Origin of the sequence: Bacillus sp. GMs2/2 (assembly GCF_050172095.1) — a bacterium.
GTDB lineage: Bacteria > Bacillota > Bacilli > Bacillales > Bacillaceae_G > Bacillus_A > Bacillus_A cereus.
This window is the reverse complement of record NZ_JBNLYE010000330.1, coordinates 1-4,371: the sequence shown is the minus strand read 5'-3', so window position 1 is coordinate 4,371 and position 4,371 is coordinate 1. Positions and strand designations below refer to the sequence as shown.

Sequence of the window (4,371 nt, the reverse complement as noted above, 5' to 3'; positions counted from 1 at the left end):
TACAAATAATTCAATTGAGGTGGAAAAAATGAATAAGAAAAAAATAATTGCAATGGTTAGTACAGCTTTATTAGTCACAGGATGCGCGGAAGTAGGAAAGGCTCAAACAGTAGCAGTCGAAAATTCAGGTCAATCAATACAAAAAAATATAGTTAAATCCATACAATCACAGGCTTACCCATTAAAAACAATAGAGCCGTCAAAATCATTTGAGGATTTAAAACCACTTAAGAAAATGATTGGGAGCGCACAATATGTAGGATTAGGAGAGAATACTCATGGAAGCTCTGAAATTTTCACTATGAAGTTTCGCCTTGTGAAATATTTGGTTACTGAGATGGGTTTTACAAATTTCACAATGGAAGAAGATTGGGGAAACGGCTTAAAACTAAATGAATATATCCAAACAGGAAAAGGAAACCCTAGAGATTTTTTAAAGTTGTTATATCCTACTGATGAAATTATAGCCATGATTGAGTGGATGAAAGATTATAATGCTGATCCATCCAATAAAAAAAAGATCCAATTTATTGGGCTCGACTTAAAAACGTTGGACCAAGGCAGCTTTAATAAAGTAATTGATTATGTAAGGGTGCATCGACCGGATTTGTTGGCAGAAGTAGAAGAAAATTATAAAGAATTATCGTCTTTTACTGAAAGTATACAGGAATATATGAAACTTACTCCTGAATTGAAAGAGAAGTTCAAAGCAAACGCTGAGAGGGTAGCTCGATTACTAAAAGATGAGAGTGAGCAAGCCAACACAGAAATAGTTTCACCTGAGTACATCTGGGTGAAAGCAACGGCAAGTGCAATAGAGAAATTTACCACAATGCTACTTCCTAACGACTATCCAAGTATGATAAAGCTACATGAGCAATACTTGGCCGATCACGCAATGTGGGCACAAGAGACATTTGGTGGTAAAACGATGGTATGGGGACACAATATTCATATAGCTAAAGGAATTATCGATGAGAAATTATACCCTTATGTTGCGGGGCAGTTTTTAAAGGAACGTTTAAACAATAATTATGTCACAATTGGTAGTACAACTACGGAGGGGAATTTCACCTTATATAGCGAATATAATCCTTCCACCGGAGGTAAGATTACAACAGACGCTATTCCACAAGATGTAAAAAGTTTCAATTACACTCTCGGAAAAGTGCCCTATAAAACGTTTTTATTGGATAACCGTCACCTTAAAGGACAAGCAGAGAAATGGGTTAAAGCAAAAAGACCATTACTAAGTATAGGAGGACAAATCATCCCCAACAGTTCGGTATACTTTGATACTTCATTGCTTGAGCAATTTGATATTATTTTTCATATTCGAAAAACAAGTCCATCTCACATTAAATAAAAGTACAAAACAATCCCGTTCTTGCAGATGTAAGAACGGGATTGTTTTGTGGGGATTAATAAAGTGAAACTTTAATCAGCAAGTTTTTGTTCATCCCCCACTTATTATTAGCCTTCACCAATCGTGCGTTTACCGGCAGCCCGCCCCCCCACCTAACGCTGAATTTTGAGGCGGGGGTCTTACTGCCTGGCAAATAGCGGGATACAAGCATCTTTGTTAACTAGAAGTAAACTGCTCTCCCCCTTTTTAATATCATTTAGAACTGTCATATGACACTTTTACACTAGTGAGAATGACAAAAAAAGCAGTATGATTCGGTTATTACATAGATAGGAGCGATGAACTTTATGAAATCAAAATTCATCCAGAATGGTTATTTTTTATTGCTAACTTTCGTTACAGGATTATTTTATTTTTGTTTTTATCTAATAGCTCTGCTATTCAGTTTTACCCTTTCATTTACGGTAATTGGGATTCCACTAGTTATACGCGTACTACAGACTACGACACCTTTTATCCAATTCGAGCGCATACAGACGAAAATTTATACTGATATTTCGACCGACTCTTACGATAAAAGTATAAAAATGGCTACATCAAACTGGACTCAGGTGAAATTAGTGCTTACAGATCGTCGCACTTGGTCTGCTGTCTTTTGGTTAATGCAGAAATTTGTGATTGGCATTTTCAGTCTCATTAGTGCAATCATTTTTTATGTAATGCCACTTATGCTCCTGTTGGCACCACTACTGTATCGATACATCGATATGAATATTATATTCATACAGATAGATACTTTTGCCAAGTCACTCTTTGTAATGTTTATAGGTATAGTATTTACCGCCATAAGTATTAGGATAGTAGAAGGTTTGACAAAGAAAATTGGGGGCTATACACGTAGTATGATTCGGCAACTAAATCAATAAAAGTTTGCAGTCTGTGAATAGTATCGTAGTTTTAAATTAAAAAGTATAATAAGGCAGGAAGGATTAAATTATAATATAGGAAGAAAATGGTAGGCTATTTAGGGGGTAAAGAACTTGTTAGATATGGTTAAGTATTGGTTTTGGTATGATTGGATTATGTTGGGGGTACGCCTACTTGCTAGTGTGTCTATCATTCTAGCTACATTAAATTTTCAGGATGGTTTAACATTACCACTTTGGAGTATTATTCTTTGGGAAATTATTGCCTTCTCTATTCCATGGGTAGCCTTACTATTCAATTATAAATATTATTTGTTCACAGAAATACTGCTGTATGGTGGACTATGTATATATTTAACCTCGTTATTTCCAGGAGCTTCCAACACATTTCTTATATCAGTGTTTCTAATTGCTGCGAATAGTAAGCATTTGTCCTATTATTGGACAGCTCCAATAACAGTTTTTATAACGACTGGAATTTTCTATGCGGTTGCGCCAAGTAATAGCTATTGGGTTATGGTCACCTATTATGGATTCGCATATGTAATGGGTTTCGCTTTTCATTTATTAATCGTCAATCATAAACAAAATGAATCAATTCGTAAACAAAACGCGGTACTTGAGCAATATATGTCTCAGATTGAACGCATCACACTGGCGGAAGAACGGAACAGACTGTCGAGTGAGCTTCATGATACAGTTGGTCACGCTTATACTTCTATTATTATGGGGATGGAAACGTTGCGCACCGAACTTGCTACTGAAATGGGTATACAGAGGCTAGATTCTCTGCTTGAAATGGGACGGAAAAGCATCGAGGACGTGAGAGGTTACCTACATCAAATGGATTCTCCGTGTCAATCGCCTTCCTTAATTCAATCTCTCCAAAATCTTGGAGCCGAATTTCAGGAGCACGCTCAGGTTAATGTAAGTTTTCGAGCATACGGAGAGGAATATGAATTGTCTCGGCAAGCAAAGATAGCGTTCATTCGTTGCTTACAAGAGTCCCTTACGAATGCAGTACGCCATGGTCAGGGAACTGAAATTATAGTTTCATTGCAGTTTGAACAACAATATACGAGATTAGAAATTCAAGATAATGGAAAAGGAAATGTAGAATGGCAGGAAGGCTTCGGTATGAATGCGATGAAAGAACGAGCAATGAACTTGCAAGGTCAATTGTCTGTATATACAAAGCCAGAGGAAGGAATGCTTGTTACTTGTACCATACCGCGACAAACTGAAATAAAAGATGGACTTATTCGTTTGTTAATTGTAGACGATCAGCCATTTGTCCGGGAAAGTTTGAGGACACTACTCGATAGATATGAAGATTTAAATGTAGTCGGTTTAGCTGAAGATGGCAATGAAGCCATCGATTTGTGTGGGCGCCTTCAACCCCATGTTATACTTATGGATTTAGATATGCAGCACATGGATGGAGTCGAAGCAACCAAAAAAATCAAGCAACAATGGCCACATATCCGCGTATTAATTTTCACAACGTTTCAGGATACCGAACAGGCGTTGGAATCACTTCGCAACGGTGCGGATGGTTTTTTACTTAAATCTATTGAAACGTTGGAGCTAGCCAATACGATCCGACTTATTCACAAAGGTGGGACACTAATTGATCAGGGAATGTCTCACAAAATATTTGAGAAGTTTGATGAGCAAAAAGAGATACCAGAATCAAAAGCAGCCGCTTATGAGCTAACAGCTAGGGAGATAGAAATATTACAGCTAGTAGCAAAGGGACTTCGATACACTACCATAGCATCAAGGTTATATTTATCGAATGGTACGGTCAGAAATTATGCTTCTACAGCTTATACAAAGCTAGGAGTCTCTAACAAAGAAGAAGCTGTTCAAAAGGCTCTAGAAATTGGAATTATTGAATAAAAAAGTGTTTTTTGTTTCTTTACAGCAAGGTAAAATGTAGTTACAAGGTACAGTAAAGGATAAAGTGAAACTTTAATCAGTGGGGTTTGTTCATCCCCCACTGATTATCAGCCCTCACCAATCGTGCTGCCCGTTAATGCGGGATAAACAACATCATTACATTAATCCTTTTTAGGG

Annotated in this window: 3 protein-coding genes; all 3 read left to right on the top strand. The window is 37.1% G+C overall.

Features of this window, described 5'->3' with window-relative positions; all coding sequences use genetic code 11:
• The first annotated feature begins 28 nt into the window (after window positions 1-28).
• Window positions 29-1,366, top strand: coding sequence for an erythromycin esterase family protein (locus tag ACQGS6_RS23585; protein ID WP_074625225.1), 1,338 nt, complete (start codon window positions 29-31; stop codon window positions 1,364-1,366).
• Between the two features lie 347 nt (window positions 1,367-1,713).
• Complete coding sequence (locus ACQGS6_RS23580; RefSeq protein ID WP_025966688.1) at window positions 1,714-2,292, top strand: sensor domain-containing protein; 579 nt, start codon at window positions 1,714-1,716, stop codon at window positions 2,290-2,292.
• A gap of 114 nt (window positions 2,293-2,406) precedes the next feature.
• Complete coding sequence (locus ACQGS6_RS23575) at window positions 2,407-4,194, top strand: helix-turn-helix transcriptional regulator (RefSeq protein ID WP_074625226.1); 1,788 nt, start codon at window positions 2,407-2,409, stop codon at window positions 4,192-4,194.
• Window positions 4,195-4,371: the final 177 nt, after the last annotated feature.

Coding starts and splice junctions, on each gene's coding strand:
- ACQGS6_RS23585 (WP_074625225.1), top strand. CDS start 29: ATGAATAAGAAAAAAATAATTGCAATGGTTAGTACAGCTTTATTAGTC.
- ACQGS6_RS23580 (WP_025966688.1), top strand. CDS start 1,714: ATGAAATCAAAATTCATCCAGAATGGTTATTTTTTATTGCTAACTTTC.